The organism is Prosthecobacter sp. (assembly GCF_044232965.1).
Classification (GTDB): Bacteria; Verrucomicrobiota; Verrucomicrobiia; order Verrucomicrobiales; family Verrucomicrobiaceae; genus Prosthecobacter.
Window position 1 is genome coordinate 85,200 of the sequence record NZ_JBIIKX010000012.1, and the last position, 26,949, is coordinate 112,148.

The 26,949-nt window shown below is 58.8% G+C and carries 27 protein-coding genes and 1 pseudogene; 10 read left to right on the forward strand and 18 right to left on the reverse strand.

The genetic code is table 11. The annotated features are described in order from the left end of the window. Positions 1-140: 140 nt before the first annotated feature. Positions 141-665: a hypothetical protein gene (locus ACILSI_RS07600; RefSeq protein WP_395721259.1), complete on the reverse strand. Its 525-nt coding sequence runs from the start codon at positions 663-665 to the stop codon at positions 141-143. A gap of 25 nt (positions 666-690) precedes the next feature. Further along, the gene (locus ACILSI_RS07605; protein ID WP_395721260.1) at positions 691-1,158 is read right to left on the reverse strand and encodes a plastocyanin/azurin family copper-binding protein; all 468 of its coding nucleotides are present in this window, start codon (positions 1,156-1,158) and stop codon (positions 691-693) included. 140 nt (positions 1,159-1,298) lie between these two features. Between ACILSI_RS07605 and ACILSI_RS07610 the strand changes: the two genes are divergently transcribed. Further along, positions 1,299-2,663, forward strand: coding sequence for a DUF1552 domain-containing protein (locus tag ACILSI_RS07610; RefSeq protein WP_395721261.1), 1,365 nt, complete (start codon positions 1,299-1,301; stop codon positions 2,661-2,663). A 26-nt stretch (positions 2,664-2,689) separates the two neighbouring features. On the opposite strand, the gene ACILSI_RS07615 is transcribed toward ACILSI_RS07610, so the two are convergent. The 3 genes from ACILSI_RS07615 to ACILSI_RS07625 all read right to left on the reverse strand — a co-directional run bounded on the left by ACILSI_RS07615 (position 2,690) and on the right by ACILSI_RS07625 (position 6,426). Next, complete coding sequence (locus ACILSI_RS07615) at positions 2,690-4,663, reverse strand: hypothetical protein (RefSeq protein WP_395721262.1); 1,974 nt, start codon at positions 4,661-4,663, stop codon at positions 2,690-2,692. Between the two features lie 112 nt (positions 4,664-4,775). After that, positions 4,776-5,882 carry a hypothetical protein gene (locus tag ACILSI_RS07620; RefSeq protein ID WP_395721263.1) on the reverse strand — a complete coding sequence of 369 codons (1,107 nt, stop codon included), beginning with the start codon at positions 5,880-5,882 and terminating at the stop codon, positions 4,776-4,778. Between the two features lie 31 nt (positions 5,883-5,913). Then, on the reverse strand, positions 5,914-6,426 hold the full coding sequence (locus tag ACILSI_RS07625; RefSeq protein ID WP_395721264.1) for a hypothetical protein: 513 nt from the start codon (positions 6,424-6,426) through the stop codon (positions 5,914-5,916). Positions 6,427-6,732: 306 nt separating this feature from the next. Here ACILSI_RS07625 and ACILSI_RS07630 point away from each other — a divergent pair, with 306 nt between their 5' ends. Further along, positions 6,733-8,421 (forward strand): hypothetical protein, encoded by a 1,689-nt coding sequence (locus ACILSI_RS07630; RefSeq protein ID WP_395721265.1) that lies wholly within the window; start codon positions 6,733-6,735, stop codon positions 8,419-8,421. A gap of 110 nt (positions 8,422-8,531) precedes the next feature. Here the strand turns inward: ACILSI_RS07630 and ACILSI_RS07635 are convergent, their stop codons facing one another. From ACILSI_RS07635 to ACILSI_RS07645, 3 genes are read right to left on the reverse strand one after another with little or no spacing between them, the layout of a single operon-like run. Further along, entirely contained in the window at positions 8,532-9,008 is a 477-nt protein-coding gene (locus tag ACILSI_RS07635; protein ID WP_395721266.1) for a Fur family transcriptional regulator, read from the reverse strand. Further along, complete coding sequence (locus ACILSI_RS07640) at positions 9,008-9,961, reverse strand: dienelactone hydrolase family protein (protein WP_395721267.1); 954 nt, start codon at positions 9,959-9,961, stop codon at positions 9,008-9,010. Before ACILSI_RS07640 ends, ACILSI_RS07635 begins: the two co-directional genes overlap by 1 nt. 55 nt (positions 9,962-10,016) lie before the next feature. Next, positions 10,017-11,168, reverse strand: coding sequence for a leucine-rich repeat domain-containing protein (locus ACILSI_RS07645; protein WP_395721268.1), 1,152 nt, complete (start codon positions 11,166-11,168; stop codon positions 10,017-10,019). Between the two features lie 75 nt (positions 11,169-11,243). Between ACILSI_RS07645 and ACILSI_RS07650 the strand changes: the two genes are divergently transcribed. Next, the gene (locus tag ACILSI_RS07650; RefSeq protein ID WP_395721269.1) at positions 11,244-11,525 is read left to right on the forward strand and encodes a putative quinol monooxygenase; all 282 of its coding nucleotides are present in this window, start codon (positions 11,244-11,246) and stop codon (positions 11,523-11,525) included. Positions 11,526-11,590: 65 nt separating this feature from the next. Beyond that, on the forward strand, positions 11,591-13,069 hold the full coding sequence (locus ACILSI_RS07655) for a hypothetical protein (protein WP_395721270.1): 1,479 nt from the start codon (positions 11,591-11,593) through the stop codon (positions 13,067-13,069). 8 nt (positions 13,070-13,077) lie between these two features. Here the strand turns inward: ACILSI_RS07655 and ACILSI_RS07660 are convergent, their stop codons facing one another. Continuing rightward, the gene (locus ACILSI_RS07660) at positions 13,078-13,425 is read right to left on the reverse strand and encodes a VOC family protein (RefSeq protein WP_395721271.1); all 348 of its coding nucleotides are present in this window, start codon (positions 13,423-13,425) and stop codon (positions 13,078-13,080) included. 89 nt (positions 13,426-13,514) lie between these two features. On the opposite strand from ACILSI_RS07660, the gene dacB reads away from it, so the two are divergent. Next, positions 13,515-14,972, forward strand: a complete 1,458-nt coding sequence (gene dacB / locus ACILSI_RS07665; protein WP_395721272.1) for a D-alanyl-D-alanine carboxypeptidase/D-alanyl-D-alanine-endopeptidase — start codon at positions 13,515-13,517, stop codon at positions 14,970-14,972. 112 nt (positions 14,973-15,084) lie between these two features. On the opposite strand, the gene ACILSI_RS07670 is transcribed toward dacB, so the two are convergent. Then, positions 15,085-15,717, reverse strand: a complete 633-nt coding sequence (locus ACILSI_RS07670) for a DUF1080 domain-containing protein (RefSeq protein WP_395721273.1) — start codon at positions 15,715-15,717, stop codon at positions 15,085-15,087. Positions 15,718-15,801: 84 nt separating this feature from the next. Here ACILSI_RS07670 and ACILSI_RS07675 point away from each other — a divergent pair, with 84 nt between their 5' ends. After that, positions 15,802-16,026, forward strand: a complete 225-nt coding sequence (locus tag ACILSI_RS07675; protein WP_395721274.1) for an AbrB family transcriptional regulator — start codon at positions 15,802-15,804, stop codon at positions 16,024-16,026. After that, on the forward strand, positions 16,023-16,412 hold the full coding sequence (locus tag ACILSI_RS07680; protein ID WP_395721275.1) for a type II toxin-antitoxin system death-on-curing family toxin: 390 nt from the start codon (positions 16,023-16,025) through the stop codon (positions 16,410-16,412). Before ACILSI_RS07675 ends, ACILSI_RS07680 begins: the two co-directional genes overlap by 4 nt. Positions 16,413-16,418: 6 nt before the next feature. Here ACILSI_RS07680 and ACILSI_RS07685 read toward each other — a convergent pair whose 3' ends face one another. Then, positions 16,419-17,408: a LacI family DNA-binding transcriptional regulator gene (locus ACILSI_RS07685; protein WP_395721276.1), complete on the reverse strand. Its 990-nt coding sequence runs from the start codon at positions 17,406-17,408 to the stop codon at positions 16,419-16,421. 86 nt (positions 17,409-17,494) lie between these two features. Here ACILSI_RS07685 and ACILSI_RS07690 point away from each other — a divergent pair, with 86 nt between their 5' ends. Next, entirely contained in the window at positions 17,495-19,816 is a 2,322-nt protein-coding gene (locus ACILSI_RS07690) for an FAD-dependent oxidoreductase (RefSeq protein ID WP_395721277.1), read from the forward strand. A 53-nt stretch (positions 19,817-19,869) separates the two neighbouring features. Here ACILSI_RS07690 and ACILSI_RS07695 read toward each other — a convergent pair whose 3' ends face one another. From ACILSI_RS07695 to ACILSI_RS07715, 5 genes are all read right to left on the reverse strand, one after another. Then, the gene (locus ACILSI_RS07695) at positions 19,870-20,718 is read right to left on the reverse strand and encodes a metal ABC transporter permease (protein WP_395721278.1); all 849 of its coding nucleotides are present in this window, start codon (positions 20,716-20,718) and stop codon (positions 19,870-19,872) included. Positions 20,719-20,728: 10 nt separating this feature from the next. After that, a complete protein-coding gene (locus ACILSI_RS07700) occupies positions 20,729-21,523 on the reverse strand; it encodes a metal ABC transporter ATP-binding protein (RefSeq protein ID WP_395721279.1) in 795 nt (264 codons plus the stop codon). After that, positions 21,520-21,945, reverse strand: coding sequence for a hypothetical protein (locus ACILSI_RS07705; protein ID WP_395721280.1), 426 nt, complete (start codon positions 21,943-21,945; stop codon positions 21,520-21,522). Before ACILSI_RS07705 ends, ACILSI_RS07700 begins: the two co-directional genes overlap by 4 nt. A gap of 2 nt (positions 21,946-21,947) precedes the next feature. Further along, positions 21,948-22,844, reverse strand: a complete 897-nt coding sequence (locus ACILSI_RS07710; RefSeq protein WP_395721281.1) for a metal ABC transporter substrate-binding protein — start codon at positions 22,842-22,844, stop codon at positions 21,948-21,950. A 62-nt stretch (positions 22,845-22,906) separates the two neighbouring features. After that, on the reverse strand, positions 22,907-23,368 hold the full coding sequence (locus tag ACILSI_RS07715) for a hypothetical protein (RefSeq protein ID WP_395721282.1): 462 nt from the start codon (positions 23,366-23,368) through the stop codon (positions 22,907-22,909). A 119-nt stretch (positions 23,369-23,487) separates the two neighbouring features. Between ACILSI_RS07715 and ACILSI_RS07720 the strand changes: the two genes are divergently transcribed. Next, positions 23,488-24,921, forward strand: coding sequence for a YdiU family protein (locus tag ACILSI_RS07720; protein ID WP_395721283.1), 1,434 nt, complete (start codon positions 23,488-23,490; stop codon positions 24,919-24,921). 67 nt (positions 24,922-24,988) lie between these two features. After that, positions 24,989-25,501: a protein-tyrosine phosphatase family protein gene (locus tag ACILSI_RS07725; RefSeq protein WP_395721284.1), complete on the forward strand. Its 513-nt coding sequence runs from the start codon at positions 24,989-24,991 to the stop codon at positions 25,499-25,501. On the opposite strand, the gene zigA is transcribed toward ACILSI_RS07725, so the two are convergent. Beyond that, positions 25,489-26,706 carry a zinc metallochaperone GTPase ZigA gene (gene zigA / locus ACILSI_RS07730; protein WP_395721285.1) on the reverse strand — a complete coding sequence of 406 codons (1,218 nt, stop codon included), beginning with the start codon at positions 26,704-26,706 and terminating at the stop codon, positions 25,489-25,491. The genes ACILSI_RS07725 and zigA overlap by 13 nt on opposite strands. A gap of 17 nt (positions 26,707-26,723) precedes the next feature. After that, a pseudogene (locus ACILSI_RS07735) lies at positions 26,724-26,949 on the reverse strand (cobalamin biosynthesis protein CobW); the annotation flags it as partial.

Sequence of the window (26,949 nt, forward strand, 5' to 3'; positions counted from 1 at the left end):
TTGGCGTGATTTGTTTCCGCCACACTCGAAACGAGCTGTTTTCACGAGGGAAAACAGCTTCTTACGGACGAGATAAAAAAAAGAGGCAGGCGATGATGCCTGCCTCTTCGTGGTGAGTGACTGCTTTGTTCTTGTGAAGATTACTTCACAAACGGGCTGCCGGCCATTTTCTTGAAGCCCTCGGCCAGTTTGGCGATGGCTTCTTTAGGCCCGGCGAGCTTGATGAAGATGTTGGAGTCTTCAGTGGGCACGATGGCGGCCAGCAGCGTGTAGTTTTCACGCGGGGTTTTGGCTCCCATGGGCGGGCCGTCATTGTAAGTGCCGGTGGCGGTCACCAGGGTGATTTTTTTGCCACCCGCGTCGATCTCCTCGGTCTTCGACTCGGGCTTCGAGGCGAACTGGCCGAGCCAGCGGTCCACATTGGCCTGCACGCCGCCACCACCGCCAGGGCCGGGGAAGTGGTAGAAGACGGCCTCGACGGGCTTCTCCGCGCCATCGACCTTGGCGTTGAGCGTGCCGGCACGGAACATGCCGGTGCTTTCGACGGCGGCCCAGGGAGCCTCGACTTTGAAGATGAGGCCGGCGACTTCGAGTTTCCCGTCCTCCGCCTGGACTGCAGAGGAAAGCACGAGGGCTGTGAGAAGAGTGGTGAGGAGATGTTTCATGGGAATGGTCGGGGTGGTGGAACGTTTACTTCGTGACGTGCATCACGCCTTTCATCAGCAGCCAGTGGCCGGGGAAGGTGCAGAGGTAAGGATAGTCTCCAGCCTCGGCAGGAGCGGTGAACTCGATGGTCTCGGTCTGGTTCGGCTGGACGAGCTTGGTGTTGGCGAGGAGGTCGGGCTTGGCGGCCTCAGGGATGTAGCTCTTGGCCATGCCCTGGGGATCCGCGAGCATGGCGTTGGCGAGAGCGCCGACGGCATCTAGCTTGCCGGGCTTGACGAGGAGGAAATTGTGCGGCTGCGGGGCGATGCTGCCGGTGTTGTTGAGCGTGAGCTTCACTTTCTGGCCGGCTTTGACGGTGAGCTCGGTCTTGTCATAGCCAAGCGGGTTCTGGGCGTGCGGCTTGAGCTCGATGGTGGCGACATCCGCGTCCTGGGCAAAGGCGGAGAGCGAGAGGGCGGCAAGGGTGGTGATGAGGAGGCGGGTGTGCTTCATGTTTTTTGTTGTGGGGTTTGCAGAGGGCCGCTAATCGGGCTGTGCCAACCCTGAATTTCAACTACTTTCGCCCGTCGAGGCGTAATGGATGCTGTTCCATGGCACGAAAGTTTCTTCCAACGCTCTCGTAGTTTTCCATCATGAGTGAATTTCGCGAAACCTCCCTAGCCGCCCAATCTGCCAGCCGCCGTCACATCCTGCGCGGCGTGGGCAGCCTGATCACGCTGCCGTTCCTGGAATCGCTGGGTGCGCGTTCCTTTGCCGCCGAGGCACCGAAAGCGGCGGTGAAGCCGCTGCGCGCCGCGTGGCTCTACATCCCGAATGGTGTGAATGTGAACGAGTGGTTTCCCACCGGCGAAGGCGCGGGATACACACTTTCTCCATCGCTCACCGAGCTTGAGAAGAACCGCAACGACTTCACGGTGATTTCCGGCCTGATGCAGGACTGGGCTCATTCCCATGGCAACGGCGGTGGCGACCATGCGCGCGCGGTGGCGACCTTTCTCACAGGTTGCCAGCCCAAGAAGACCGCCGGCTCGGACATTCAGCTCGGCACCTCGGTGGACCAGATCGCGGCGCAGAAGATCGGGCATCTCACGCGTCTGGCTTCGCTGGAGCTGAGCACAGATGGGCAGCGTAGCTCGGGCAAGTGTGATTCCGGCTACTCCTGCGCCTACCAGTTCAATCTGGCATGGAAGAATGAGTCGATGCCGATGGCGCCGGAGATGGACCCGCGTCTGGTGTTTGAGCGCATGTTTGGCATCGGTGCTTCAGCGGGCAGCGGCGCGGATGCGCTGCGTCAGCGGCGTTTGCAGAAAAGCATCCTCGACACGGTGCTGGGAGAGGCCAAATCGCTGCAAAACAAGGTGGGAGCGGCTGACCGGCGCAAGATCGATGAGTATTTTTCCTCTGTGCGTGACATCGAGCAGCGGATTGAGCGCGCCGAGAAATTTCAGGCGCAAATGCCGGATGTGAAAGTCCCCGAGGGTATTCCTGACTCCTATGAGGAGCACATCCGGGTGATGTTTGACCTGCTGGCGCTGGCCTTTCAGACGGACACGACGCGTCTTGCCACGTTCATGCTGGCGCACGACGGCAGCAACCGCAGCTTCCCTGATCTCGGCGTGCCGGACGCGCATCACTACCTCTCACATCACCAAAGTGATCCGCAGAAGCTGGCGAAGATCGCCAAGATCGATCGCTTCTACCTGCGTCAGTTCGGTTACTTCCTGGACAAGATGAAATCGATCAAGGAGGGCGAAGGCACGCTGCTGGACAGCTCGATGATTGTCTTTGGCGGGGCGATTTGCGATGGCAACCGCCACAATCATAACAACCTGCCCATTTTGTTTGCGGGCGGTGGCTGTGGCACACTCAAGCATGGCAAACGTACGGTGCTTCCCACAGACACACCGATGACGAATCTGTATCTCAGCATGCTGGACCGCATGGGCGTGCCAGCGGAACGCGTGGGGGACAGCACGGGCCGTCTTGAACTGGCCTGAGAGAGGCGTAGAACGATCTGAGTTGTCTATCTGCCGGCGGGCAGCGGACGCCGGATCGTTGTTGGCAGATCCGGTGTGGATTTGGAGATGCCCGGTGGCATTTCTTCTGCCGGTTCGGCAAACTTCTGAGCGGTGGAGATGGGCTTGGAAACTGGCAGCGAGTACCAATGCATCTGGGGCATGGCGCTCAACTCCACCCATTGCTGGGAACCAAGTTTTTTCCACTCAAGCTCGACGATGGCCCAGACATGAGTCTCCCAAGGCAGCCGGGCACGCAACTCCTGGGCAAGTGGCGATTCTTTGTCGAGAAAAGCGTAGGCATGGAATGTGTTTGGAGGTGCCGGGCTGATGCGGAAGGCGTCCTTACGATCAAGAGAGGGCACGTTGTCCTCGAAGTAGTGATGGCGGATGATGCCGACGTGAAAACGCGCCGGGGGACCTTCCTGGTAGGTCTGAAGAAACTTCTCAAGCATGCGGTCCTTGAATTCAACAAAAGCGAGCCAGTCCACCTTGAAACCATCCTTCTGCTCTTCCAGCATCACCGGCACCGGAAACTCCCATGTTTTGTTTTCCAAGCTAAAGATGCAGTGCCTTCCAGCTCCCAGCTCGGGATTGGGGTCCATGCGGATGAACTGAATGCGATCCACTCTGACGGGACCGTCTGCCGAATGCTTGTAATAGCGCTCCATGAGCGGCTGCATGTGCTCTGCTCCCAGTGTGTGCTTCAGACGTTCGTTGAGCGATCCTGCAGAGAGGAATTTTTTGAGCGACTCGACGGCTGGCGCGGCCTCTGCGGGACTGTCTTCGGCTATCTCGGGAGTGGTCGGCGCTTGTTCCTGAGGTATTGAGCCTGGTGCTGCCGTTTCTTCCACGGTGGCTGTTCTTGTGGCGGTCATTTCCTGGGGCTGGGCTGTCGTCACCGGAGGTTGCGGCGGTGTGCCTGCCGCAGTCGCATCGGCCTTGAGGGGGCTTTCAGCCACCGGTTCTGTGGGGTCAAATCCTGCTGTTTTTGGCAATGCAGCCGGGCGCGTGGATTCGGTCACCAACGGAACGGCTGTTTTCTCAGCAGCCCCTTGCTGCTTGGGGGCAGAATCCGTCACCGAGGAACCTGCCACCATGGGTGGAGCGGGTATTTTCGGGGGCGCAGGATCGAGAACTGGCGTGGTTTCTTCGGTGTCATCTCGTGCAATGATACCATTGAGCATTCCGGGAAGGTAATCCTTCAGCAGGAAGCCCACGAGGCCGAGGAATCCAAGCATGAACAAAGCTGCAAAAGCCAGCCTGATGAAATTGGTTCCGCGAGGCGTCCGCAACTCTGCGATGTTGCGCGCGGTCGAAGCTGGAAGGGGGGATACGGGGGCCGAAGGATGTGCATTGGCGCTTCCCAGGCTGAGAGAAGGAGCGCCGGGGGCATGGAGATGATGAGTGGCTGGCGAAACTGGAGCCCCTGACACTTCGCGGCCGAGGAGTGATGTTCCGGGCAGCGGAGACATCGCTCCGGCATGCGCAGGCGAGTTGCTGCCATGTGTCATGTTTGGCAGCACCGGCGCACCAGGAATGAGCCGGGACTGATTAGGAAGTGAGCCTGAACTCCCAACTGGCATGTTGAGCGGACCGGGAACTGGCGAAGCCGGAGAAGCGGGTGTTCCCCATTGTGGCGGCGAATTGCTCCCCAGGCTGGCTGTTAGTGGAGGCTGACCTGGAGCGCGTTTGGGCGGTAAGCCAGAACCTGTCATTCCGACGTCCGGAATGCTACCAGCGACACTCGCTGGTGTTGAAGACGCAGGAGGAGGCCATGTCGGCGACTGTGCTGGTGGAATTACTGGTGCTTGCGGCCATTGTGGCACTGCCGCTGCACTTACTGAAGGAGCTGATTGCTGAGGGGAAGTGATTGTCTGGCCGCAATGAGGACACGGACCAGAAATGCCTGCCATGTGGGCAGGCACCGTCAGCACGGTGCGACAAAAATCGCAGTGAAACTGAATGGTTTCTGGATTCATCCCTTCAGGGTATTACGGTCAATTCGAAGAATTATCACTCAAGGATTAGTTTTGACAAATTGAAGTTCTAAAAGTGCTTTGGCGTGATCGGGTTCTAACATCTGACCTGGCGTCAATATCGGATCATACCGCCCCCGCCACCTGTGAAAGCCCCGCCAAGGCGTGGCAATGTTTCATTTTCAGGGAGAATCCAGACACGAGTTAGGTGCTTGGCCTGTTGATTCAGTCGGAACCAGTGTGCGAGAGTGCCAGCCAATCCGACCACAAGCAGTGCGATAGCAGTCCATATGACATGGTTGGTCAAGCTGGTGTTCGTCACACTAGTCCCCGCAGCTTTCTCAGCCAACACCTCGGCCAACACCGACTGTTTCACAGATTTTGCCAAGTTAGGAGCTTCACCCAGTGCCTTTTGCAACCAGAACAGGCGGGTGGAAAGATGGACGGCATAGCGTCTCAATTGGTCATGTTCATCGCTGCTTTGCAGCGCCTCCCGCAGGCAGGCCTGGATCGTTTCACCTAGAAACTCCAGAGAGGTCTGCTCGTGAATGTTTTTGCTGAGAAAAAGACGTGCGCGCCACGGCTCGCTGATGGGAAAGATCAGAAGGCAGGAATCGGCTTTCAAAAGCGCGCCGGAGGCTATGGCATCGAGTGAGGTTCCATCGGAGATTCGCTTGTCATGCGCGATGGCCAGCACATGCAGCTTGATGCGCGCATCACGAGCGTGGAACTCGAGAAAGCGCGTCATGTCCTGTTGATGCACTTCGGACAGCAACTGGTCTGGGTCGATGAGATATTCCCCAGGCAGCGCGAGTTTCGCTCTGGCGAGAAACTCGGGTGTGACCGCCTGCAGGGATGAAAGAGGGGTGGGTCCGCTTCTGCCCGTGATCTGGAGGCTCTCCTGCGTGCCGAGTACCGACTCTGGCAGGAAAAAGCGCATGCCTTCGGATTGCATACGGGGGGAGAGTTCTCCATCTGGGGTGGGGAAGCGGCCATCCAGCCGCGGGCCGCTGGTGATCGGTCCTAGCAGGAGCTCATTAATGTCAGCAGGGGTGGCGGTGCCTGGTGGCAACACACCTATGGAGTTGAGGCTGTCCATGTTTTCGCGGAAGGCTTGGATCTCTTCCTTGCTCCAGCGTGGCAATGGCAGTGGCTCGCCCTCAGTGGCATTTTGCTGCCTTTCCGCACGCACATGCAACGACATGGCAACGATGAGCAGCAAGGGAATGTGCGTTCTAAATCTCATTGATTTGCTAGAAATAGTCGCCAGGAACCCCATTGCGGGCATGTGAGGCAGGGCGGTGACCGCCCCGCAGAGGCTCAAGACCCATGTCTGAGTTCAAAGTGCCATTAGGAGCCCAGGGCGTGCATTGTGCTCGGTTTCGTAATTGTCTGGCGCAACGCATACATGCCACTTCAATGGCTTTACCATAGCGTCGGTCATGTAGATGGGCTCCTGTCTCGCGCAGTATTTTGGAGAGCGCAGGTTCGCTGAAGCATGCTTCAATCGTGTAACCCAGAGTAATGCTGGCGGTGTGGGCGGATGGGTCCACCACCAGAACAATGCCGAAGTCATTGCGCTTTTGAAGGGAAGGCGTGTTGAAAGCACCTTGATTGAGCAACCAGAAGCCGACTTCGGAAGGAGTCAGTTCATTCGGAATTGAACCTAAGTAAGCGGCAAAAAACGCTTGTGGGAAATTTCTCTCAAAATCATCCAAAACAACTTCCACACGCCGGTTGTCTTCTAGGCGCAGACAGTTAGCCACGTCAGTGATACGATCCAGTCTAACCCATTGATTACCAAGATGTGGGTGCAATGAGGATGCGGAGAATCCACAAGCTGTGCAACCCTTTTGAAGAGGGGTGACACGGGCTTGACAGTGTGGACATTTCATATAACTAAAATGTATGGAAATTACAATAAATCAAGAGGTATTTCTTCAGTCCTGACACACAAAAATTATTTACACTCAACAGTATTTGTGGTGTAACTGTCTGTGACTGCTCAATAAAGATTAAGAACACACTGCCTGCACGAGGCACTCAGTTTTTTTGAATTTCACCCACTGATCATGAAGTCTGCATCAACCCTCGCCATTTTAGCCAGCCTATTGGCTGTCAGTTCCTTGCATGCCAAGTGGTCGCGTATTCCAATCATGCAGGAAAAGCCTGTCAATGTGGCTGTTAAAGGGCCGCACTCGGCAGCCACGATTGATAGTTCATCTGGCATTGGACAGGTGGACAATCTGCTGAACGAGGCGGATGCCACAGCGCCAGCCACATTGTCTCCTGGCAACAGTTTCTTTATTGTCAGCTTTGGCAAGCCGGTGATGGTTTCAAACTCATCGCTGGTCAATGATGGCGTGGAAGGAAAAGTCGCTTTGTCAGCCAGCGCGGACAAAAGCGGCTGGGCTGTGCTTGAGGAAAAAGTGTTTTCGGCTGCGGATCGTTCCATCAATTTCAAGTTTGCGGGGATTCAGGCCAAATTCTTGAAATATGAGTTCGTTCTGTCCAAAGGAGGAAGCATACGCGCTCTAAACGTGACTGGGGGGCAGACCGACCGTGGCTATGCGCTTAAACAAGATGCGTCAGGTCAGAAGGGGCAGCCGATGAACTTCGCTGGCGGTCTTGGGGGCGGCCGTCTGGTTTATGCCGCGCCCAAACCCGTCAACGGCATTGATTCTGCCGCCGCGTTCAACAAGTTTGAATTCCCTGAGTCGGATGAGCAATACCGCACGCTGATCTACGACATGGGGCAGGTGCGCATCATGAATGAGTTTTCCTCGGTGCATTCGCCATCTCCTGTGCGCTTTGAGGTATTTGCTTTTGATAAGCTGCCTGAGAAGGAAGACTGGAGAGGTCGCCTTGCCTTTGACCCTGCAGATTTCAACAACGCCAAGCCGGTGGTGGCCTATGAAGACAAGGTGGGGACTGGCAACATCAAGGTAAAGCCTTCCCAGCCAGTCAAAACCAGATATTTGGCCCTGCGTTGGGAACCCGACTTCAACCCACCTGCCTTCTTGATCGAAAGCACGGGTGCTGTTGGGAATGTGACGGTTCTGGGGCCGCAAGTTCGAACGATGACGATCAACGGTCAGCAGGTTCAGGTGACTGTGGACCCAGGGCCAGCTGTTGGAGCTGGCACAACCGAAGGCACTGCGGTGGTCACGGTCAATGTTCTTAACAGTAGTGGTGAGGTTGTGTCTTCCGTGACCTACAGCGGTGCGGGTGTCACGGGCGTGGATCTGTCGGGTGGGTCCATCCAAATTTTGACAGGAAACAATCCTAACAGTGCCCCCAATGATGCGGCGCCGCCGCCTGTGGCAACCGTCACGATCGATTCCAGTGGCTCTGTGACCACCCAGCCCACTGCCGTGGGATTTGTGTTGGGTGTTCAACCCACTGGCACTACAGGCACAGTCACTACTCAGACCGCCCCGCCGGCCACAGGCGACACAACATCCAGCAACCAAAATGCCCAGGAAATCGTGGCCGCTGTTCTTGGCATTGACTCGGCTTCTGCGGAGCAGATCATCGCCGCAGTATCTAGCTCCGGTGGTGATACCCAGACTGCTCAAAACGCCGTTGTAAGCGGCGTGGTCAACGCTGGGGGCGATCCTGCGGCAGCCAATCAGACCTTCAACACAGGTGCCACTACTTCGACTGAAACTGCCAACAACATCCTCAACGGTGCCCTCAATCAAACAGTGACTGGAGGTGGTTTGCAGAATCAGACCAATACTACAACGGGCTCTCCTTGATCCTGTAAGTTAATTCCTTTCCAAAAAACCTCTCACTGCCCGCAGTGAGAGGTTTTTTGTTGGCATTTGGACTCTAACGTTCGAAAAACTGAGGAGTTAGTGAATGCACTCTACACACACTTCGGGCAAAGGCCGTAAAACTCCAATTCATGGTAGAGTTTGCTGAAGCCAGATTGCTTCTCGATCTGCTTTTCCAGAGCTTCCACCGGGCAGGTGATGTCCAACCGCTGGATGCGTCCGCATTGCGTGCAGATGAGGTAGTCATCGTGATGCCCTGGCTGAACCAGGGTGTAATAGGTGCTGCGGTCATGCAATCCTAGGCGGCGGATGAACCCCAGTTCCTCCAGCTTGATGAGAACCCTATAAACGGTGGCCTTGTCTGCCCCACTGGTCAGCTCCGGTGAATCGGCGATGTCTGCCAGTGAAAGCGGTTGGTGGGCATGCACGAGAATGGAAAGAATGTTCTCCAAGGCCTTCGTGCGCCTTAAACCCGCTTCACGAGCGCGTTCCAGCATGGTGGCGGCGAGTTGCTGCGCCGAGTCCGCGTCATGATGGCGGCAGGTGGCGGAATGGTGGTGATGAAGCATCAGTTGGAGGTCAGGCTGGCTTTTTTCTGTTTAAAGATCCACTCGTGCAAGTCGCTGCGTGGGTACACGACACCGGTGATGCCATGCCCTTCGCCAGCAAGCTCTGAGTAATTCATGAGCTCGCCCCCTGCTTTTTTCACCGCTTCCACCATGGTGCGTGAGCGTTCGACGGGCACCATGTCATCCTTGTCGCCGTGGAACACCCAGAACGGGATGTTTTTCAAAATCTCCGCGTTTTTGACGTCGCCACCGCCGCACAACGGCACGGCGGCGGCAAACACCTGCGGATACTTTGCGGCCATAAACCATGTGCCTGAGCCGCCCATGGATGATCCTGTCAGGTAGATGCGGCTGTCATCAATCGGCAAGTGGTCGGCGATGTCGGCAATCAGCGCCAGTAGCTTGTCCGCCACCTCGTTCTTCCAGCCAATGTCACGCGAGGGGCATTGCGGGGCCAGCATGAAACACGGCCCCTGCTTTTGGTGGGCCTCATCCACCCACTGCTTGGGTGAGCCGCCCATTTGCGCCTCATTGTCATCGCCGCTTTGGCCCGCCCCATGCAGCCAGATGACCAGCGGATAACGTTCCGTGGCCTCAAACTTGGGATTGCCCCAGATCTGATAGTTCATGCCTTGTTTGGAAACGCCTTTGGTGAACTGGCCGGTGATTTTCTCCGCGTAAGCGCCATCCTTGAGGCCGACGTCCCGCCGTTTTTCACGCAGCAGACCGTGAATGTAGTCTTGGTCTTCTTTGGAGAGGCGATCCAGAGGCAGGCGGAACTGGTTGAAGTCGCTGCTGCGCCGAATCTTCACCTCCTTGTCGGAAAATTCGACGAGATCTCCCTGAAATTTCGATGTTCCATCGCTGGAGGTCCATTGGCGCGGCGGATTGGCGGCCAGTGCGCTGGAGGAAATCAGCAAAGGTAGAATAAGAAGGCGCAGCAGCTTGTGCATGCCTCATGCTAAACCCTGCGAATGTTCCGCAGCAAGGATTTTGATCTCCTCCCGGCTAGGGGGTGATACGCGCGCCGTCCTTCTTCATCTCCTCGACAAGTTTCTTCGAAGGTTCGTCGATGGGGTTGCCTTCAATGAAGATCTGGCAGTATGGCGCCCATTCACGCGCTCCGTCATTGTCCTTTTTCCACATCCGGTGCAGCGGCGTAAGGTCAGTGATTTTATTGCCCTCCAAAAACAAGAATTGCAGCTCGGTCAGCGGTTCCAATGGCGAGATGTCCGTCACGCCATTGCCTTTGAGAGAGAGCATCGAGAGCCATTTCATGCTGCCGATGCCTTGGAGGTTGGCCACCTGGTTGCCTTCCAGGTAAAGCGTCCACACCTTCGGCAGCTTAAACAGCGGTGTCGCGTCCTTGATCTGATTCCCGGCAAGATAGAGTGACGTGAGCGCCTGGATGCCGCCGAGGGCGGAAACATCCGTCACCTTGTTTCCGGTAAGCTCAATGTATTGCAGCGCCATGCAGGCAGCCAGTGGCGCGAGATCGCTGATTTGATTGTGAGACACATCAAGGAATTGCAGACGCTCCAGGCCTTTGATCGGCGCCAAGTTCGTGATCTGGTTCTCTGGCAGCGTCAGTGAGGCCAGCGCGATGCATTTCTCAAGACCGGTGAGGTCTTTGATGCCCGCCTTCTTGCCTTCGATGATCGAAACCGTCGCCACATCCTCTGCGGTCAGCACCTCCTGGTTGTCGCGCTTGGCGAAGACCTGCTTACGCACCGCTGTTTCGAGAGCCTTGTCAGGAAAAATCGCGACAGGCTTCGGTGGTGGTGGTTTGGCGGCCACAGCAGGCGCGGGTGTCGCAGGCTTTGGTGCTGGAGCCACGAGTTTGGCAGGAGGTGTCGCCGGTTTCGCGGTGGCAGGAGCAGGCGCTGGCGCGGTTTTGGCAGCGGCGGGTGGTGGTGTTGCAGGCTTGGCTGGAGTTGCGGCAGGTTTTGTTTCTGGTTTTGCCTGAGGAGTGGCTGGCGCAGCCGAGGGTTTCGTTTCCACTTTGGCCGGCGCGGCTGGCGCAGGCTTGACCTCCGGTTTGGGTGCCGCAGCAGGTGCTGGTGGCTGCGTGGTAGGCTTTGCAGGCACCGACGCAGGTTTGGCATCCTGGGCATGGAGGCTGAATGCGAGAAGCGCTGATAGAATAAGGCAGTGTTTCATGATGGGCGAATGTTACGGCCATCATACGCAGAACGCAGGTTGCATGTTTAGCAAAAATCGCCTCTCTCTTGCGCCATGGTCAACGTCATCGTCATCCTCGAAATCGAAACGCAGAAAATCGACGAGTTCCTCTCCGTCATCCTCGAAAACGCCGCCGCCTCGCGTCAGGAGCCCGGCTGCCTGCGCTTTGAAGTCAGCCGTGATGCGAACCAGCCCAATCTCTTTGCCCTCAGCGAAAGCTATCGCGACGTGGCCGCCATGGAGGCTCATTACACCACGCCTCACGTCGCGAAATGGCGTGAGAAATCACCGGCTTTCGTGCTCAAGCGCTGGGCCGTGAAGGGGCCGGTGCTGTGATGGTGGTGGTCTTCTTGGGAAGATTGTTCTTTTCGGATGCCGGGCCGGAATGATACACCAGCGTCATGCTTTTTCGCTGGCTCTGCCTCGCCCTGATTCTGCTGTCACTGGTCGTTTTCGCCGCGCCAGAGGACTATTTTGGCATTCATGTCATTGATGAGGCCACGGGACGGGGCGTGCCCCTGATCACGTTGAGAACGACCAACCACATCGCGCACACCACGGACAGCGCGGGCTGGATTGCCTTCAGCGAACCGGGTTTGATGAAGCTCCCGGTCTATTTCAGTGTCGAAGGGCCGGGCTACGCGCTGCCGAAGGACGGCTTTGGCTTCTCGGGCGTGAAACTGACGCCGGTGGCCGGAAAAACGGCTGAGGTCAAAGTGCTGCGCACCAACATCGCCGAGCGTCTGTGCCGGCTCACAGGGCAGGGGATTTACCGCGACAGCACCTTGCTCGGGCACGAGGCGCCGCTGCCTCGCCCGAATCTCTTCGCGGATGTGATGGGACTGGACTCCGTGCAGGTCGTGCCGCGGAAAGGACGCTACTTTTGGATCTTTGGCGACACCCAGCGTCCGAACTACCCGCTGGGCAATTTTCACTCCACCGCCGCGTGGAGCGATCCGCCAGACAAAGGCGGACTCGATCCCGAGCATGGCATCCATTTCGAGTATGTGACTGACAATAACGGCGCGGTCGCCAAAATGCTGCCCGTGGATGATCCGGGCGTCGTCTGGCTCTTTGGCATGCTCACGGTGATGGATGCCGGGCAGAAAGAGCATCTTCTCGCGCATTACTCACGCTGGCGTGATCTCGGCAAACGCTTGGAGCACGGTCTGGCGGAGTATGACGAGGCAGAGGGGCGTTTCCGCCGCATTGCCGTGCTGGGGGACGAGTTTGAGTGGCAGCACCCACGCCACAATGCCGTGCGAGTGAAAGGTGCGGATGGAGACTGGATCTATTTCTCCGCGCCATTTTGCCAGACGCGGGTGAAGGCGGACTACGACTCGGTGCAAAACACCTCAGATTATGAGTCGCTGGCATGGTCGCCGGAGCACGGTGATTACATCTGGCAGAAAGCGCTCGCGCCCACGACGCAGAAGGACGAGGCAAAACTCATCGCGGAGAACAAAATGCCGAAGGACAAAGCGCGCATGCAGGTGGTCGATGCGCAGACGGGCAAACCGGTGAGCCTGCATGCCGGCAGCGTGCATTGGAACAAGCATCGCGGGCGCTGGGTCATGATCGCCGTGCAGGAAAGTGGCGGCGTCTCTTATCTTGGCGAGGTTTGGTATCTGGAGGCCAAACAGAGCGAGGGGCCGTGGCGCAAGGCGGTGAAGATCGCCACGCATCCAAAGTACAGCTTCTACAATCCCAGCCATCATGACTTCTTCGACCAGCTCGACGGTCGTGTGATCTTGTTTCAGGGCACTTACGCCGAGACCTTCTCCGGCAATCCCGTCGCCACACCGCGCTACGATTACAACCAACTCATGTACCGCCTCGATCTGGATGACGAGCGGCTGAAAGCGGCACGCGAGGAGTAGCCGCTCTCTCAGCCAACATACTGCGTCATGAAGACCTCGTTGCCCTCGGCATCACGGAAGACACCGAGCAAGATCGGCTCCCCTTCACGCTGCTGTGGCGATTGCAGGATCGTGGCACCCGCCTTGGCGATCTCTTCCGCCATCGCCAGCACGTCCTCATATTGAAAGCTCAGCCCGGTGGCATTGCGCGAGCCATCATGGCCGCCGTGCAATGCGATGATTGCATCGCCAAAGCGCAGCTCGGTCCAGAAGTCGCTCACAAAGATCTCATCCAGGCCGATGACATCGCGGTAAAAGGCCACCGCGCGTTTCATGTCGGTCGCCATGAGCATGAACTTCACTTTTTCGGGTTTCATGAACGCGAATTAGAACCATTCGAGTCGCTTTGCAATTCACGCCTGCCGCCGTGCTTGGCCCTGCGCTGTTTCTCGTTACAATGGCCCGCATGTTGAAAAACATCCTCATTCTCCTGCTCTCCGCTGCGTTGGCAGCTTTGCTGCTGATGCGTCCCGGCGTTCAGCCGGTTCAAATCGCTGAGTCTGCGCCGGTGCTGCCTGTGCCCGCGCCTTCAGTCCCCGAGCCACCTCCACCGGTTCCCTCTCCGGTGATACCTGAGGCTTCGCCGCCGCCTCATCCGATCACGACGCTGCTGAACGAGGCTCGTGTCAACGCCGCAATGGCCGGTGCTGCGATTGGCTTCTGCCTCATCAATGCCAAGGGAGAGACCGTGCTCGCTGAGGACGCGGACATCGCCTTCATACCCGCCTCCAGCCTCAAAACGCTCACCACTGCCACCGCCCTCGAAATCCTCGGACCCGACTTCCGTTTCACCACCGAGTTGAAATCTACCTCGCCGATCAAAGGCGGGGTTATCCAAGGCGATCTCGTCATCAGCGGCGGTGGTGATCCGATGCTCTCAATAGATGATTTGAAGGCCTGGGCCGCTGATTTGAAGCAGCGCGGGCTTGTTCGTGTTACGGGAGGCATTCGAGCCGATGCCAGTTTGTTTCCTGGCAGCCTCTATGGCGACTTCTGGAACTGGGGAGACATCGGCAACGGCTACGGCAGTGGCGTCGCGGGTCTGAACCTCAATCACAACCGCTACATCATCGTGTTTCGAGCTGGAGCCGCCTTGGGATCGCCCGCCTCAATCCTTGGCACCGATGTGGAAATCCCCGGCGTGGCATGGAACAACGAGGTGACGACCGGAGCGCCTGATTCGGGCGATGGCGTGGTCATTCATGGCGGTGAAACCACCTCGGCGATTCATCTGCGTGGCACCGTGCCGCTGGGCGCTGCCAAGTTTCAAGTCACAGGTGCGGTGCCTGATCCCGCAGGCCTCGCCGCACATCAGTTTCGCCGTGCTTTGCAGGCGGTCGGCATTCAAGTCGGTGTAGGCAGCGCCAGCACGGCTCCGGCAGGGAATTCACTGCTGCAGCATACCTCGCCCCCGTTGATCGAGATCATCACAAGCATCCACGCCAGTTCCGACAATCACGAGACCGAGTGCGTCTTTCGCATGCTCGGGGTGAAGGCCGCTAAACCATCTGCTGAGGTCATTCGCGAGCATTGGAAGCCGCGCGGACTCGAATTCATCGGCCTGCGCATGGAAGACGGCTGCGGTCTCGCCCGCGCCGACTTCATCCGCCCGTTCGATCTCGCCCGCTTGCAGCTTCTCGCCGGAAAAGGCCCGCAGGGACCTGCCTATAAAGCCTCGCTGCTCTCCAGAGACGGCCTGAGATGGAAAGGCGGCGCGATGTCTGGAGTGCGCACCTCCACAGGCTATGTCACAGGCAAGTCCGGCGCGGAATTCTGCTACGCCTTCATGGTGAATCACTACGCCGATGGCAAAGCGGTGTCAGAGCTGAGCAAGCGAGTGATGGATGCGATGCTGGGGCTGTAGCCGGGTCAAGAGGTGAAAGGTCAAGGATGGGTCAAGAGTCGTGCGCAATGTCACTCGCCACCTTCTTGACCTCTTAACGCGAAGCGCTTGACCCCGCCTTGACGCGCAGCCCCTACTTCAACTCCTGAATCCGCAGATTCCGAAACTTGTACGTCTGCCCCTTCTCGCCGTGATGCTGGATAGCGATCACGCCGCTGGCATCGACTTCGTCTTCCATGTCGGTCGTCAGCACGCCATTCACGAAAATTTTCAAACTCTTGCCCCGGCATTCGATGCGGTAGGTGTTCCAGTCGTTGCGTTTGAAGGCGTCGCCCGCACGAGAGCGGAAGGCGGCCTCGCTTTCGGCATTGCCCTTGATCGGGCTGGCGAACCACATGCGACGGCCTTCGTCATACAAACCGCCGCTCCACTTGCGTTTTGGATCACCGTCCACCTCAGCTTGGTAGCCGAAGACCTTGTTCTTCTCCACATGCGCCCGGAACATGAAGCCGCTGTTCGCCGTGCCTTCAGGCAGTAGGATGTCGCCTTCAAAGATGAAGTCGCCGTAGGTCTTCTCGGTCACGACGAAGAATTTCTTCTCGCCCGTGAGGTGAATCTCGCCGTTCACCACCTCGATCTGGCCCCACTCATACGGATTCTTCCAACCGGTCATCGTTTTCCCATCAAACAACGACACCCATTCCTCCGCAAAGGCAGGAATCGAGACAGCAAGGGCGAGAGTGGCGAGAAGGAGGCGAGCTTTCATGGTAGGAGGCCTGACATTGGCAGTTTTGCGCATGCAGACAAGGTTGAGCTTGATGTTATAACATGCGTGACTACACTTCGGATCATGGAACTCAAGCTCCGCAAAATTGGCAACTCTGTCGGTCTCGTCCTGCCGAAGGAGGCTTTGGCTCATCTTCAGGCCGATGAGGGGGACAATCTTACTCTGACCAAAGGAGCTGATGGTCGTCTGCTGCTTTCCACGGAAAAAGCTGCGGTGAGCGAGCAAATGCGCGTCGCCCAGGACATCATGCAACGCTACCGCAACACGCTTCGAGAGCTTGCCAAATGAAGGAGCCTGAATGGGTGCTGCGCGACACCGTATTGCTGCTCCACGAGCAGTCTCTCGCCGAACATGGCGGTTCACCTGGCGTTCGTGATGAAGGACTGTTGGATTCCGCCCTCGGTAAACCGCAGAATCTCTTCAGCTATGGGCATCCCGCCATTTTTGATCTCGCCGCCAGCTACGTTTTCGGTCTCGTAAAAAACCATCCCTTCCTCGATGGCAACAAGCGCACAGGTTTCGTGGTGGGTGTATTATTTCTTCAACTCAACGGTTATTATCTCACCGCCACTGAAGCAGATGCCGCTATTCGCACGCTGGCGCTCGCTGCTGGAGAAATGACCGAGTCTGCTTACGCGGCATGGCTTGAGACGAACTCGAAACGGTTGAAATAATCCGCTTCAGGCCCGCCACACGCCCTCCGTCATCACGATCTTCGGCGCCGAGGGAATCCCACGTTCGTTTTGCTGATACTGCGACACCAGCAGATCGACCGCTGCCGCGCCGAGAACATCTGCCTGCTGGTCGATGCCGATCACTTCAGGAAAATCCGAGCGCCATGCCAGTGTCACCAGCATCGGTCGTTTCGACTCCGGCAAGGCCTTGAGCCACTCCATGACCACATGCCCGCCGTCGATCACCACATCCGGCTTTTCCTTCTTCACCCACGCCAGGAAATCCGCCCGTGACGGTGTCTTCAGCAGCGCCAGCAGCCCGCCCGGCTTCGCCAGCGGGTGATGAGCTAAAAAACTCGCCGACCACGCGCGGAACATTCGCTCATTGATCGTGCTGCCGCAGTAGAAGCCGATGCGCTTATGCCCCTGCTTCTTCAGCATGCGCAGGGCCGTCATCATGCCGAGGAAGTGATGATGATGCACGCGATGCAGTTGTGGTCGCGCGAAGCCGAGGCCGATCACCACACTGCTGAATTTGTCCCACGCCATCGAAACGTGGCCGCGGCTGCGCGAGATCAGCGGCGATAGAATGAAACCCGGAATACCCCGCGCCTCAAGAATGCTCGAAAGCCGCCGCGCCGTCATGCCGCGTGCCGCGAGATGGAATTCTTCGAGCTGGAAGCCGAGCTTCTTCGCCTGCCGGTGCGCACCCAGGACGAGTTGCTGTGACCACGACGAGGGTGCAATCTCCTCCGCCTCACGTTCGGCCCAAATGAAGGCCAGCGTGCGTGGTGCTGCCGACCGCCGCGTGCTCCGCATGTGTGTCATGAGCTTCGCAATGTCCGGATCGGGCCGGTAGCCGAGTTTCTCAGCCGTCCGCACGATCTTCTCTCTCAGTTTCACTCCCACATGCTTCTCGCCACGCAGAGCGCGGGAAACGGTCATTTTTGAAACGCCCAATGTGCGGGCGATGTCGTTTAAAGTGGGACGGGACACGGCTGTTACCGTAACAGAAGCGAATTGATTGCGCCAACGGCCTGTGTTCGTTTATGGCTGCCCGTTCCACCAACCCGCCCATTGTCATGAAAACCGCCCTTCTCGCCTCACTCATCGCTTTATCCGCCGCGCATGCGCAACCGAAGTGGATCGAAGCCGAATCCTTCGCCAATCACGGCGGCTGGGTGCTCGACACGCAGTTCATTGATGTGATGGGATCTCCTTACCTCATGGCGCATGGCATGGGGAAGGTGGTCAAGGACGCCAGTTCGGAAGTTGAGCTGCCAGCGGGCGAATACACAGTCTGGGCACGCACGAAGAATTGGGTGGGGCCGTGGGATGCACCAGGAGCGCCCGGACGCTTCGAGATCAGCGTCAATGGCGAGAAGCTGAATCATGAATTTGGTGCCACTGGCAAGGATTGGCAGTGGGAAAAGGCGGGGCCGGTCAAAGTTTCAGGGAAAACCAAGATCGCGCTGCATGACCTCACGGGTTTTGACGGACGCGTGGACGCCATCGTATTGAGCGATGATCCGGGCTTCACGCCGACGACGGACATGCGCAGAAAGATGCTCGGCCTGCCAGAGAAAGCGCCTGAGACGCCGGAGTATGATCTGGTCGTCGTCGGTGGTGGTTATTCCGGCATGGGCGCGGCGATTTCAGGCGCGCGTCAGGGTTTGAAGGTGGCCTTCATTCAGAATCGTCCGGTGCTCGGTGGCAATGGTTCGAGCGAGATTCAGGTCTGGGCGATGGGTGGCACACGTCGCGGTTTGTATCCGCATCTGGGCGAGATCGTCGAGGAGTTCGCGGATCGTGCGAGCAACAGCCCCGCTGCTTCGCCCGATGAATTCAACGACAAACTCAAGGAAGATACGGTAAAGGCAGAGAAGACCGTCGAGCTCTTCCTTAACACGCACGTTTATGGCGTGGAACTGAGCGCGGACAAAAAGAACATTCGCAGCGTCATTGGTTTGGACACGAAGAGCGGCAAGGAGACGCGTTTTGTCGGCAAGCTGTTCGTCGATTGCACCGGCCACGGCAGTGTGGGCGCGCTGGCAGGAGCGGAATTCATGATGGAAGAAAAAGGCCGCATGGGCATGAGCAACATGTGGGTCATGCAGAACCTCAAGAAGCCCGTCACCTGGCCCGCCACACCCTGGGCGCTGCCTTTGAAGCTGGAAGACTTCCCGGAGCCGAAGGCGATGGCACCTGTCGGCAAAAAGAATGCCGCCAACATGGCAGGCTTCGATCTCGGCTACACGCCGGTGCCAAATCCTGAGGAATATCTGCATGGCGAGTGGTTCTGGGAAAGCGGCTTCGACAAGCACCCGATCAACGACCTCGAACTCATCCGCGATCACAACTTCCGCGCTGTCTATGGAGCAGTCTCCGCGCTGAAGACGAATCTGTCCGAAAAATATGCGCCCTACGATCTCACCTGGCTCGCTTACATCGGCGGACCGCGTGAGAGCCGCCGCATCGTCGGCGATATGATCCTCAACGGCGAGGACATGGTCAAAGGCATCATTCATCCCGACGGCTGCGTGCCGACGACATGGGACCAGGATCTGCATTACCCGAAGGAGCAGTATGCGAAGAACTTCCCTGACAATCCCTTCATCAGCCGTGCCGAATTCGGCAAGCACACCGACCGCAAGAACGGCTATCCCGTACCCTACCGCTGCTTTTACAGCAAGGACATCGGCAATCTCTTCATGGCTGGCCGTACGATCAGCGTGGAGCGTCATGCGCTCGGTTCCACACGAGTCATGCGCACCTGCGGCATGATGGGCGAGGTCGTGGGCAAGGCCGCGTGGATCTGCGTGCGCCACCACACCACGCCGCGCGGTGTTTATGAGCAGTATCTCGACATCCTGAAGGATCTCATGAACAAGCCCGGCGCGATGCGTCGCGACAATCTCGAAGGCGATCTCTACATGCCCGCCAACGCGAAGAAACTCCCTGACATCTCCCTTTCCGCCGACAGCATCGATCCGAAGAAGCTCGAAGGCATCGTCATCGACGACAAAGAAGCTGAGTTGAACGGCAAATGGGCACACGGCGAAGGCCTCAAGCCCTACGTCGGCGAACACTACAGCTATGGCAGCGATAAAGGTGCCAGCGCCCGTTTCGCCTTCAGTGTGAAGCAAAGCGGCAACTATGAGGTGCGCATCTTCTTCCAACCCCATGAAAATCGCGCCAAGACTGCTCCCGTGAGCGTGCTCAGCGCCGATGGCGAAAAAACCGTGACCGTGAACCAAACCAAGGCCGCCCCGCTGCCGCAGGGTGCTTACAGCCTTGGCACCTTCAAGTTCACTGCCGGTGAAGAATCCGCCGTGATCTTCCGCACCGCTGGTGCGGGTGGCAATGTGCATCTCGACGCGGTGCAGGTGCTGCCTGCCAAGTAGTCCAGTTGCTGTGCAACTGGAGAAAGGGGGGCTGTTGCACAGCAACAGGCCAACTATGCAACACCTCTGCGCTTGCTGAACAGTCCGTACTTCGGACTGAAGATGTAGGCGAGGAAGAAGAAGCTGCCGAGGACGACGATGATGGTGGCGCTGACGCTCCAGCCGAGCGGATACGACAGGAAGAAGGCAATCACCGAGCCGACAGCACCCAAAATCCCGCCGCCCCAGAACAAGGTGCGGGCGTTGTTAGTCAGGAGATAAATCGTGGCGGCGGGGGCGACCATGAGGCCGACGCTGAGAATGCAGCCGACGGCCTGCAGCGAGGAAACGAGCACGAGGATGGTGACGGCGAAGGTGGCGTAGTTCAGCAGTCGCACAGGCACGCCGAGGCTGGCGGCGATGTTGGGCTCGAAAAGGTAAATGAGCAGCGGGCGCTGCAAGGCGGTGAGGGTGATGACGGCGATGGCGCTGATGCCAAAGGCGATCCACAGGTCGGAGTCGGCCATGCCGATGATGCTGCCGAAGAGCCATTCATCGAGCTTCTGGCGCACATCGAGGTTTTTGAGGATGAGCAGGCCGGCGGCGAAGGCGGTGGTGTAAAGCACGCCCATGGCGGTGTCTTGATCGAGCCTGGAGGTACGGGAGAGGAAGATGGAGCCGAGGCCGACGATGAGCGCGGCGAAGATCGCCCCGAAGAGAGCGCTCCATTGCGAGAGTCCGGCGATCAACACGGCCACGGCGAGGCCGGGCAGCAAGGAATGCGAGATGGTGCCGATCTTGAGCGCGTCTTTCCGCAGCACGACGAAGGCGCTGACAAAGCCGTTGGAGAAACCAATCATCAAACACGCGAGCAGCGCGCGTTTGGCGATGGGTTCGGCGAGGAAATCGGTGATCGTGGGCATGAGCGAGTTCTCAGTTCTCGGTTCTCAGTTCGCTGTTGTAAGCCGTGGCAATGTTGTCCTGCGTGAAGGACTCGGCTACGGGGCCGAAGGCGATCTGGTGGCGGCGGATGAGCAGGACGTCGTCGAAGTTGCCGGTGACGGTTTGCAGGTCGTGATGGCTGGCGATGAGCAGGCGGCCTTCGGCAGTGAGTTCCTTGAAAAGGCGGCTCAGATTCTCCTGCGCGGGTTTGTCGAGACCGGTGAAGGGTTCGTCGAGCAGCAAGACGTGCGCTTCTTGAGCGAGCGCACGGGCGATGAAGGCGCGCTGTTGCTGACCGCCGGAGAGGGCGCTGATTTGACGGTCCTGGAGATCGCGCAATTCCATGCTGGTGAGGGCGCGTTCGACGATTTCGGCATCGTGGCGCGAGTACTGCCGCCACCAGCCGAGATTCGGGTAGCGGCCCATTTCGACGAGGCCGCGCACGGTGATCGGGAAGTTCCAGTCGATGTCGCCACGCTGCGGTAGGTAGGCGATCTCGTGGCTGCTGCGGGTGAGCGGTTTGCCGCGCCAGAGGATCTTGCCGGTGTCGCCAGGGATGAGTCCGGCCAGAGATTTGAGCAGCGTGCTCTTGCCCGCGCCGTTAGGGCCGATGAGGGCCATGCTGCGGCCGCATTCGGTGGCGAAGCTGATTTTTTCGAGCGCCCGCACTTCCTGATACTGCACGCTGAGATCGACGACTTCGAGCCGGTGGTGCTGCGTGTGCTCACAACCGCCGCCCCAGCAGACGTGCTCCTTGGTTTTGTGTTGGGTGGCCGCCGCGCTCATTTCCAGGAGAAGGTGATGACTTCATCGAGACTGCCTGCGGAGGACCAGCGTGTCTCGCTGCGGGCTTCGAGGCCGTCGGGTTCGATTTCGAGCGTGAGGGCGGTGTCGGGCGTGTTTTCCGGCCAGGTGGCACTCAGGAAGACATCCACGCCGTCTTGGGGGGAAGGTAGCACGGCATGGAGTTCGAGCGGTGAGGCGTCGGCAGACGTGATTAGCTCTTTGTCTGCGATTTTGAGGCTCAGCGTGCTCGGCTTGTGCGCGAAACGCAGGCGGAGCAGCGCTATCATGCTTTTTGCCTCTTTGGCAGCGACTTGGACGACCTTGGCGTTGCTGATGTTTCCGGTCAGATGGCTCAGCGGCACCGCCAACACGATGAACGCGAGGCAGAGCAGGAAAAGCTGGATGGGCGGGAAGCCACGCATGATTATTTCGCGGGAGCGAGAGCAGCGACGAGGGCGCGGACGTTGTGCGCGAGCATTGTTTCAAAGGTGTGCGCGTTCTTGGCGGTGCCATCGGCGATGAGCGGTTCGCCAATCTTCACGCCGGTGCTGCGGGCGATCTCGGCGAGGACTTTGGGATTGGCCTGATCTTCGGGAAAGACGGCCTTGATGCCATGCTCGCGGATTTCGGCAATGGTTTCGGCGACGTGCTTCGAGTCGGCATCATCGCTGCGGCCGACGCCGAGGAGGGAGATGGGTTCAAAGCCGAACTCTTTGCAGAAGTAACCGAACGCGGCATGCGCAGTGACGAGTTTGCGGTCTTTGCGGGAGATCTTGGCGATTTCCTTCTGCGCCCAGACTTTGAGTTCGCCGAAGCGCTTGGAGGCAGCCTTGGCCCCGGCTTCGTAAGCAGCGGCGTTCGCGGGATCGGCGGCGCTGAGTTCGTCCGACACAATGCGGGCGGCACGCTTCATGTTTTCGGCGCTGTGCCACCAGTGTGGGTCGAACTGTCCGTGATGGTGATCGTGCTCAGCCTCGTCGTGGTCGTGATTGCAGACGAAAGGGATGGAGGGGATTTTTTCGCCGACTTCGACGAGCTTGATGCTCGCGCCGAGGCTGTCGCGGAGCTTGTCGAGATAGGTTTCGAGTTCCTTGCCGGAGGCGAGCAACAGTTTGGCCCCACGCATGGCGGCGATGTCTTTCGGCGCTGGTTCGAAGTGATGGATGTCACCGCCTGGCTTCAGGATTTCGATGACTTCGACATTCGCACCGCCCACCTGCCGTGCCAGATCAGCCACGATGGGGTGCAGCGAGGCGACTTTGAGCGGGGCGGCCTGACCGATGGCGAGAGACAGCGCAAAAGCTGCGAGGAAGGTTTTCATGGCGGTGGCTGGGGACAGGAATGAATAGCCGCCACGATCCGTTGCTGCAACTTGATTGCGAATTAGCCTTTGCGCTTGGTCGCCTCGCGCTTTGCGAGCTTGATTCCAGCCTCGACGATCTGGGTGCGTAGTTTTTCGAGGCAGGCTTTCCAGGTAGCGGGGCTGATGGGGAGGTAGCGGTCGGTGCCGTCGGGGAAGCGCTTGGTCTCGAAGATGTTGCTGGGCTGCTGGATGAGGTCGTCGTAGAGGCCGTGGATGAAGAAGGTGCGGGCGTCGGCACCGTCGGGCCAGGGGCTGGGGTGGCCTTCAGCCTCGCGGATGGCGGCTTCGATGGCGCTGAGGATTTCGACGGGGTTGAGCGTGATCTTCAGTGGTGCGCCGGACTTCAGGTAGTCGGCGATGGCGATCTGCACCTTGCCGAGCACGGCCTGGATCTGCCGCAGGTCGGCGGGTGCTTTCTTCGGGTTGAGAGATTTCAATTCAAGCTCGGTGCGCGTGGCTTTTTTGGGGCGTTTCGTGGCCATTCGGCGGCATGTTGCATCGAATGGTCGTCTGGCCAAGCAGCGGAAGGCTTTTTGCGATGAAAATTGGCAACCGTCAGGATGGCAGTAGCGCATGTGTCTGGTAAGTGATCACTCCCTGCATGCCTGACTCTCCTGAATCTCCCCCTTCGCCAGCCGGTTGGCGGCTCGATCACTCGTATGCGCGCCTGCCGAAGGCTTTTCATGTGCGGATCGACCCGACCCCGGTGCCTGAGCCGAAGATGGTGGTGCTGAATCGCCCGCTGGCGGAGGCCCTGGGCCTGAACGCGGACGAACTGACTGATGCGGCGATCTTTGCGGGCAATGAGCTGCCACTAGGAGCGGAATCGCTGGCGCAGGCCTATGCGGGGCATCAATACGCGCATTTCACGATGCTGGGAGATGGACGGGCGATTCTGCTCGGCGAGCAGATCACGCCGAGCGGCGACCGGTTTGACGTTCAGCTCAAAGGACCGGGCCCGACGCCGTTTTCGCGTCGTGGCGATGGTCGAGCGGCGCTGGGGCCGATGCTGCGGGAATACATCATCAGCGAGGCGATGCAGGCGCTGGGCATTCCGACGACGCGAAGCCTGGCGGTGGTGACGACGGGGGAAAAAGTCTGGCGGCAGGATGGAGGCCTGCCTGGCGCGGTGCTGACACGCGTGGCGGCCAGTCACATCCGCGTGGGCACGTTTGAGTATGCGGCGGCACGCGGAGAGAAGGCGGACCTGCAAGCGCTGGCAGACTACACGCGGCAGCGGCACTACCGCGAAGTCGAAGGCGGCTACGCTGCGCTGTTTGAGGCTGTGATGGAGCGGCAGGCAGCACTGATCGCGAAATGGATGCACGTCGGCTTCATCCACGGCGTGATGAACACAGACAACATGGCGCTCAGCGGCGAGACGATCGACTATGGGCCGTGTGCGTTCATGGACGCGTATGATCCGGTCACGGTCTTCAGCTCGATTGATCGCAACGGCCGCTACGCCTACGGCAATCAGCCGCACATTGCGCAATGGAATCTCGCACGTCTGGCCGAGGCGATGCTGCCGCTGTTTCACGATGATGAAAAACAAGCCATCGAGATCGCGAACGGCCTGATTTCACGCTTTGAGGGGCGCTTTAAGCACCACTGGCTCACAGGCATGCGGGCAAAGCTGGGACTCTTCAGTGAGGAGAGTGAGGACAAGGCTTTGATCCAATCCTTGCTCGACTGGATGCAGGAAACGAAGGCCGATTTCACCAACACCTTTCGTGACCTCACGCAGGGGCGTCTGGAACCAGCGGATTGGCATCCGCGCTGGTCCGAGCGGCTCAAACGGCAGCCACAGTCCGCCAGCGAAGTGACCGACCTCATGCGCCGCAGCAATCCGGCCTTCATCCCCCGCAATCACAAGGTCGAGGAGGCGCTGGCCGCCGCCTCAGACCATGGCGATCTGAATCCGCTGCAGCGTCTTCTGACCGCGCTGTCGGTGCCCTTTGATCACACGCAGGACTTGCCCGAGTTCAGCGAGCCTTCTGGCTTGGAGTCGTATCAGACGTTCTGTGGAACCTGAGTCAAAGACACGCTTTGGCACTGGCGCTGCGCCTTGAAATCATGGCGCGGCGGGTGCAGGAAAAAGCATGTCGCAACCGATCCGCCCCTGGTACTGGCCTGAACGAGGACAGCCTGAACGCACCGAACCCTTCACCTGGATCGTGGAGGGTGTCATCGCGGCGTCGTGGTGGCCTGATCCGTATGTTTTCGACATCTATGAGGAGCAAAACATCCGGGCGGTCGTGAACTGCTGCGAGTTCGACAACCGTCGCGATGTGCCGGAGCAGTTTGTGTATCACCACATCAACGTGCCGGACTATGGCGTGCCCACGGATGCCCAAATTGAGCACTTCGTGAGCTTGATGGACAAGCATCACGCGGCACGCGAGGCCGTCGTGGTTCATTGTGTGGCGGGTTGTGGCCGGACGGGGCAGTTCATCGTCGCGTGGTGTGCGAAGGCGGGTTTTATCCCGGCGAAGGCTGATCCCGTGCAGTGGATCCGCGCACGCCGGAAATGCTGTCTGGAAACTCGCGAGCAGAGCGAGTGCGCGAAGCGTTGGATGAAGAAGCACAGCGCAGGGCGTGCTCAGGATGCCTGAGGCTCATTCGGCAGCCACTGCGGGAAGGGATCGGGCAGCTTGCGCCAGGCCTCGGGATCGGTGGCGAACTCAGCATCGGTGAGCAAAGCAGCATCAAATTTCGCGGTGAGCGAAGCTTTGTCCATGTCGCGGCCGATGATGACAAGTTCGGTGCGACGGTCGCCGTAAGGGCCGTCGATATGGTGCCGGATTTCGGTCTGGCTTTGCTCGTCCTGCGGCCATTCGGACTCGCTCACGGCGCTCCAGAAGAATCCAAAAGCTCGCGTATCTCGAAGCACACCCGCTTGTGAAACATAACCCGCAATTTCCATGCGGGTGGCCAGCCAGAACATGCCCTTGGCGCGGATCACGCCCTCCCAGGTGCTGTTGAGCAGCTTTTGAAGGCGCTGCGGATGAAACGGACGCCGTGCCCGATAGACGAAGCTGCTGATGCCATATTCCTCGGTCTCCGGCGTGTGGCTGCCGAGGCTGTCGAGCCAGCCTTTCGACTGCTCGGCCTCGGCCATGGCAAAGAGCCCGGTGTCGAGCACTCGATCGAGCGGCACCTCGCTGCGCTGGGTGAGGTGGACCTTCGCCTTCGGGTTCAAAGCGCGGACGATGCCCTGGATCTCGTCGAGCTCCTCGGCGCTGACGGCATCGGTCTTGTTGATGAGGATGACGTTGGCGAACTCGATTTGATCGGTGAGCAGATTCGCGATGCTGCGGGCGTCTTCGCCGGTGACGCCCATCTCGCGGTCCTGGAGGTCATCGGTGCTGTGGTAGTCGTCGAGGAAGTTCCGCGCATCGACGACGGTGACCATGGTGTCGAGCTGCGCGAGGTCGTTCAGGCTGCGGCCGGAGTCATCGGTGAAGGTGAAGGTCTCCGCCACGGGCATGGGCTCGGACACGCCGGTGGATTCGATCAAGATCGAGTCAAAGCGGCCTTCCTTCGCGAGCGTGGCGACTTCCTGCATCAAATCCTCGCGCAGCGTGCAGCAGATGCAGCCGTTGCTCATCTCGACCATCTTTTCCTCGGTGCGTGAGAGCTTCGCATCGCCGCTTCTGACGAGCTGGGCATCGACATTGACCTCGCTCATGTCATTCACGATCAAGGCGACCTTGCGGCCTTCGCGGTTGCGCAGGATGTGATTGAGGAGCGTGGTCTTTCCAGCGCCGAGGAAGCCGGAAAGCACGGTGACGGGGAGTTGGGAGATTTTCGTGTTCATGGGGAAAGGGTGGTGGCTCACACGCGCAGCAGTGATTTCGGCCAGGGGTCGTCAAAGGTGCCGCCGGAGCGCCAGTGGGTGATTTCTTCGTCGGTGCAGAAGCATGCGTGAAATTCCGGGACGAACACGGCGCGGTCGCTCTTCGGGCCGATGACAGTGAGTTCGCAGCGTCGGTCGCCGAAGACGGGATGAGCGTCTTGAAGCTGCTCCTGAAGCATGGCGATCTCCTCGGGGACGAGTTTG